The organism is Colwellia aquaemaris, assembly GCF_057548755.1.
The window spans coordinates 1-5,802 of sequence record NZ_BAAJLV010000016.1 but is presented as its reverse complement, the minus strand read 5'-3'; the positions used below and the strand labels follow the sequence as shown (position 1 = coordinate 5,802).

Annotated in this window: 8 protein-coding genes; all 8 read left to right on the top strand. The window is 35.4% G+C overall.

The features are described 5' to 3' along the window. The first annotated feature begins 36 nt into the window (after positions 1 to 36). The 8 genes from AC27HL_RS19445 (at position 37) to AC27HL_RS19410 (ending at position 5,798) form a co-directional block, all read left to right on the top strand. Complete coding sequence (locus tag AC27HL_RS19445) at positions 37 to 447, top strand: hypothetical protein (protein WP_487082713.1); 411 nt, start codon at positions 37 to 39, stop codon at positions 445 to 447. A 127-nt stretch (positions 448 to 574) separates the two neighbouring features. After that, the gene (locus AC27HL_RS19440; protein WP_487082712.1) at positions 575 to 1,627 is read left to right on the top strand and encodes an alpha/beta hydrolase; all 1,053 of its coding nucleotides are present in this window, start codon (positions 575 to 577) and stop codon (positions 1,625 to 1,627) included. Positions 1,628 to 1,755: 128 nt separating this feature from the next. Then, the gene (locus tag AC27HL_RS19435) at positions 1,756 to 2,193 is read left to right on the top strand and encodes a hypothetical protein (protein WP_487082704.1); all 438 of its coding nucleotides are present in this window, start codon (positions 1,756 to 1,758) and stop codon (positions 2,191 to 2,193) included. Positions 2,194 to 3,033: 840 nt separating this feature from the next. After that, positions 3,034 to 3,891: a restriction endonuclease gene (locus tag AC27HL_RS19430; protein WP_487082711.1), complete on the top strand. Its 858-nt coding sequence runs from the start codon at positions 3,034 to 3,036 to the stop codon at positions 3,889 to 3,891. A gap of 119 nt (positions 3,892 to 4,010) precedes the next feature. Next, positions 4,011 to 4,262 (top strand): hypothetical protein, encoded by a 252-nt coding sequence (locus tag AC27HL_RS19425; protein ID WP_487082710.1) that lies wholly within the window; start codon positions 4,011 to 4,013, stop codon positions 4,260 to 4,262. A gap of 124 nt (positions 4,263 to 4,386) precedes the next feature. Further along, positions 4,387 to 4,749: a hypothetical protein gene (locus tag AC27HL_RS19420; protein ID WP_487082709.1), complete on the top strand. Its 363-nt coding sequence runs from the start codon at positions 4,387 to 4,389 to the stop codon at positions 4,747 to 4,749. Positions 4,750 to 4,859: 110 nt separating this feature from the next. After that, on the top strand, positions 4,860 to 5,321 hold the full coding sequence (locus AC27HL_RS19415; RefSeq protein ID WP_487082708.1) for a hypothetical protein: 462 nt from the start codon (positions 4,860 to 4,862) through the stop codon (positions 5,319 to 5,321). Between the two features lie 114 nt (positions 5,322 to 5,435). Next, positions 5,436 to 5,798, top strand: coding sequence for a hypothetical protein (locus tag AC27HL_RS19410; protein ID WP_487082707.1), 363 nt, complete (start codon positions 5,436 to 5,438; stop codon positions 5,796 to 5,798). Positions 5,799 to 5,802: the final 4 nt, after the last annotated feature.

Sequence of the window (5,802 nt, the reverse complement as noted above, 5' to 3'; positions counted from 1 at the left end):
ATGGGCGTTATATTTTTAATCTCACTTGGGTGAAAAATGGAAGTAAGAGATATTATTACAATAGTTTCAGTCTTTGCTGTTATTGTCGGATGGTTCATTAATAGCCATTTGAATAGGAAGAATGAAATATTTAAGAAGCAACTAGATTATAAACTAGATATATATAACTCATATATTTCTGCAAGCTTCTTACTTGAAGGTATTATTCAAAAAGCTAAAGCAAGTCAAATTACCTCAGATGACATTATGCAGGAATATGTTAATAAGCTAAGTGATGCTCAGCTTAAATTCATAATGTTAGGTGAAGAAGAAGAAATTAATTTAATAAATACTATTGTCGGTTATTGTAACGATAATGATTTACAAAATTTAAAGAATGAATCGGCAAAACTTACTGTAATGGTTCGCAAAAATTGGCGCGCTGCGGTAGGTGTTAAAAAAATATAACAAGTTGCTCAAGCAGGACTCGTAACAGTTGGCTCGGTTCCGCTTCGCTTCACATTTTAGCCAACAATTACTCGCCTCTTAGCAAGGCGTTATATTCCTAAAGTTTCATCAACATGGAGAGTTATAAATGAGAGTGTTGTTTTTTAGTTTTGTTTTATTTTGTTCACAGTTTTCATTTGCATCAGATTTAATGTTAGCTGAACAAATTAAGTTGCAGTCAAATTCACTTGGGGAGGAAAGAAACTTATTAATAAAACTCCCTAAGCAATATAATAATAAGAATTCATATCCAGTGTTATACGTACTACACGGTCAATGGGATATGCTCTCAACTTTATCGACTATTGACCTATTAGAAGGCAGCATACCAAAATTTATAGTTATCGGTATTGAAAGTAGGGGCAAAGAACTTAGTCCTGAAAATGGTAAAATAACACCGTTTGCTAACTTTCTTGCAAATGAAGTTGTTTCATATGTTAATGAAAATTATCGAGTTGCACCTTATAGTATTTTATCCGGGCACTCCAATTCAGGTCGATTTGTATTAGATTATTGGTTAAATAACAATCTGTCCTTTTCGAAATATTTTGCTTTTAGCCCCTCTCTCGATGATGGTTATATCGTTGATGCGGTATTTAAATCAAAAACGGAAGCGCTAAGAGGCAAAGCTCCTCTTACCATCACCATCGCAAATGAAGGTGAACATATGCAAAAACCTTTTACAGCATTATCTAAAAAACTAAGTGACCTACTGGAAGGCTCTTTTGAATTCCAAAAATTCCCAGAGCAATCCCACAGAACCACTAAACACCCTTCTATGCAGTATGCTTTGCAATCAACATTCGCTAACTGGGAGCCAACTTATGACGTTAAAGTCTCCGGATTAGACGGTTTAAGGGAGCATTATACTGAATTGTCTAAAAAATTTGGCTTTAACGTAAATGTCCCAAACGAAACGTTGCAAAAACTAACTGCTCATTATGCTATTTCAGAAGGTGATAATGCGACTAAAGAATTAAATAAACATATTAATTTCACTATTAAGCAAACGGCCGAAGGGCTCGATTCTCTAATTGAAATTGCTGATTATTTAACAAACAATGGATATCAAAAGGCTGGAGAAAGCATTCTGAAAAAAGCTTGTAACCAAGTTGAAAATAACCAACGATGTACTAGCTAAGCCGGAATATAACAAGCTGTTCAAGCGGGACAAATAACAGTTGGCTGGTTCCGCTTCGCTTCACATTATAGCCAACTACAATTTGCCCCTTAACAGGGCGTTAGGTTTTATTAAGGTTCGGAGTACCAATGAAAAAAATCACATGGACGAATGTTTTAACTGTTATTTGTGCAATCGGTGGGGCGTTAATAGGACAATGGGCTGTAAGTGGATTATTTGAAAATGATAAACCTCAGGATAATACAGAGATTTTGATGAAAACAGCGAGCACCATCAATGAAAACCTTCCAATGAATGTGGATTCCGAAACCATTCTATTTGCTACTACCGGTGTAAATAATACATTTACATATAATTACCGTCTAATTAGCCACCAAAAAGATGAGATAGATGTAGAAACGTTTAGAAATAACATGAAACCAAGTATTGTAAATTCAGTTTGCACGATAGAATCAATGCAGCCTTTCAGAGATTTAGAGATTATTGTTGCATATAGCTATTTTGACTCTAGTCAAAAACAAATAACAGAAATTAAAATTGATACCAAAGAGTGCCCTAAAACCTAACAAGGCATTAAAGCAGGAAAATTTACAGTTGGCTGTTTTCACTGCGTTCAACATTTTAGCCAACTATAAATTTCCTCTTAATGAGGTGTTATGCGTCAGCCGCGAATTCGGTTAAATTTATTGTTTTCGGTTGGCACTTTACAAAGGAGAGGGTGCTTGTTGCCGATTCTTTATCTTGGTAACGTGTGTGCTAAGTTTTCTGTTTCAGCTTTTGGCTAAACAGTTTTTCGCCAAGTTAGGTTTGGTAGCAAAAGTTACTTTATTTAAGTGGCTCAAAATTCATGGTTTGGTGTGTCGCGCTGCGTAGGCGTTCTTGTTATTTATGGTCGGGCTGCCACGAAATCTTATATAAATGGCGCTGTTTGTGGTAATCACAACCAGCGCATAACAAGGCGCTCAATGGGACGTTTAAAGTTTGGCTCGTTTCGCTGCGCTCACAATTTTAGCCAAACTATAAACGCCCGTTAGCTTGACGTTATATGCTTCAAAGAATTACGCATTAGAGCAAGAGATTTTTTACGTAGTGTTTTTCGCTAAAACTGTTTAGTGTATGCACTAATAAACTTTGTTTTTTAACCCTTTTTCAAAGGCAACAAAGTTATTAATTTAGTTCGGCCAATTGTGTTTAACGCTCAAAAGTTCACGGTTGGTCGTTTTATAACGGGTGCCTTAAAGTGCTAGCAGTGTTTGTTTTTACCTACGCTGCATATAACAAGCAATTCAAGCGGGACTTTTTACAGTTTGCCTGGTTTCGCTGCGCTACACATTTTGGCAAACTATAAAAAGCCCCTTAATTGGGCGTTATCTTCCTCTCATATCAATCAACATAAGGGTTTAAACTTGGCTAAGAATACAGGGAAAGAATATGAACAGTTTGTCGCTGAACTGCAGCAAGCACTGTTAAATACAGAAGCCTTTATACAGCAAAAAAATGTAAAGGTTGAGGTTGATAAAATCATTGTCGATAACTGCGGCATTAAAAGGCAGTTTGATATCTATTGGGAATATGAACTAGGAGGCATTACATACAAAACAGTAATTGAGTGTAAGGACTACAACTCAAAAATATCAGTAGATAGAATTGATGGATTTATTGGAAAAATAAGAGATATACCTGACTTAAAACCTGTTTTTGCTACGAAGAAGGGATATCAATCTGGCTCTAAGTTAAAAGCGGAACAAAACAAAATAGACTTGTTGATTGTTCGCGAACAGAATGACTCAGACTGGACATCTGAAGATGGAACGCCATTAATAAAGAAAATCAGTATTAATATGAATGTCTGCATGCCCGCTCAGATACAAAAATTTGAGCCGTTAATTGATGCTAATTGGGCAAAAGAAAATACAGCATTAGACCTTGACGGCACTGTAGGTTTTTCTGGTCAAAACAACGAAATATTTATTGAAGATAAAGTCAAAAATGAACAGGTATCTCTTTATGAACTTGCGAGTCAGTTAAAGCCTCTTGATGATAAAGAGCATGGTACTTTTGAACAAATAGAAAAGTTAGAAAATGCTTTTATTCATCATGGTGATTTAACTTTGAAGCTAGCGGGTTACAAAGTTGAATACTCTATACCTAAACCTATCACGCAGTTGATTGAGGTTGACGGTTCTAAAGAATTGATAGGTGTCATTGAGTACCTTCAAAAAGGAACTAAAAAGTCCATATTTAGAGACGGCGTTGTTAGATAAAAACGGAAGATAACAAGTTGCTTAAACGGACAAAAAACAGTTGGCTTTTGCTCGTACCTCGCTATTTTAGCCAACAATTTTTAGCCGCTTAGCAAAGCGTTAGTTTGCAAGGAAAGCAGGTGCTAAATAAAGAGTTGTGTGCACAATTACAGAAAGCTCACATAAGCCTAAATAAATTACTGGTAGCAGAGCCTGATAGTCATCATAAGATGTTAGTTGATCTCTATCGTGATGTTGAGTTGGGTTTAAAAGATGTAAGTGAGTATCCCACAGCACGGCATCTTTTCTGGAGTAATCCTAAGAGTGAACTCGAAGAAAACTGTCTCAATGATGCTGTTATAGTATTTCAGTTAGTTCGTAGTTTGGCGTAATATGCAAACTAACAAGCTAATTAATAAGGACAAAAAACAGTTGGCTGTTTTCGTTCCTCAACATTTTAGCCAACAATTTTTTGCCCATTATTAGGGCGTTATATACCATTGGAGTTTACTGAGCATGGAGCGGCCTCTAAAAAGCATTGACTTTGCAACTACGCAAATCAATTTATTTGATCGTAACAATACTCATTGGTTATATTTTTATACGTATGGCGAAGGTCAAATGGTTCATAAATTTGACCTGTCAAACTCCCAAATTACTACAAATATCTCAACGGACTTTTCCTGTGAGCAATTACCACTTTACTGGGAAGTTAGCTCCAACTGGATAACTGTTAGGATTACATTTAAAAAATTTGATGGTGATAAGTTTAATGGCAGCATCAAAATGTCGTTGAAAGGAGTTATTCCTTTTTATTGGTGTTGGTTGTCAGCTAATAACAGTCAAATGAGTTCACTCATTGGCTTAAATGGTATATAACAAGCTGTTAAATCAGGACAAAATACAGTTGGCTGTGTTTCGTTCCTCAACAATTTTAGCCAACTAAATTTTGCCCATTAACGAGGGCGTTATAAAGCTAAGGCTACCACTTGCGAATCATCATAATTTTTAGCTTATTAATTTTCCTAACGGGTTGTCCTGTACAAATGCTTGGTTGGTATCGAAGTTATGACTTTGAAAAGCATGTACCAAACTTTCAATGTATCAAGGATTCCCTAGCTTCATCGGATAACGTTACAAGTGTTTCATATAGAATAGATGTTGGAGGTAAACCTCTTACATTGCACGGCATTGAAAAGCCAAATCAATTACATCGGTTTTTCTATAAATTAAATGGTGTTTCTAATAATTTTTACTTCGATGTAAATTATTTAAATGAAACAAGTTATTCTCATGGTGTCGCAGCAACAGAAAACAAAGAAGCGGAAGAATTAGTAAATATATTTAAGCCGTTTATTTTAAAATTTGAGAGTAGAATTGAAGCTGAATGTAGTTTCACTTTACCAAATACGATTATTCGTACAACATGTGATATAGAATCGTGTAAATAGCTTTATAACAAGCTGTTAAACAAGGACAAAAAACAGTTGGCTTTCACTCCTTCGTCGCTTATTTTAGCCAACAATTTTTTGCCTGTTAACAGGGCGTTATGTGATTCTCAGGCTATGAAGTATAAAAATGTAATTTCGGCGATTCACAACTTTGGACATAGCTTTTCGAGTTACGAAAATTATGTTGATGATGACTTTGTGATTGATGAATTAAGAAATATCCGACGAAAGGGGTATGATATATCTATTAATTGGCTTACTCGTGAGTTTGAGCCATCTCAATTACTTAGTGAGCGGATCAATAAATCAATTAATTACTGGGCTGATTCACTAGATGAGCATTTAGGTAAACACGGTATTAAATCTTCTGCTATCAAAAGTCTTGTGTTCAGATGGCCTGTTAATACAATTCATTATATTGTGGCAATAGATGACCGCGATATAGAGCATAAAAAAACAATTAAGTATGCGAGTTAAATCA

What these genes read in the sequence shown, in the direction of transcription:
- AC27HL_RS19445 (WP_487082713.1), top strand. Translation starts at nt 37, where the DNA reads ATGGAAGTAAGAGATATTATTACAATAGTTTCAGTCTTTGCTGTTATT.
- AC27HL_RS19440 (WP_487082712.1), top strand. Translation starts at nt 575, where the DNA reads ATGAGAGTGTTGTTTTTTAGTTTTGTTTTATTTTGTTCACAGTTTTCA.
- AC27HL_RS19435 (WP_487082704.1), top strand. Translation starts at nt 1,756, where the DNA reads ATGAAAAAAATCACATGGACGAATGTTTTAACTGTTATTTGTGCAATC.
- AC27HL_RS19420 (WP_487082709.1), top strand. Translation starts at nt 4,387, where the DNA reads ATGGAGCGGCCTCTAAAAAGCATTGACTTTGCAACTACGCAAATCAAT.
- AC27HL_RS19410 (WP_487082707.1), top strand. Translation starts at nt 5,436, where the DNA reads ATGAAGTATAAAAATGTAATTTCGGCGATTCACAACTTTGGACATAGC.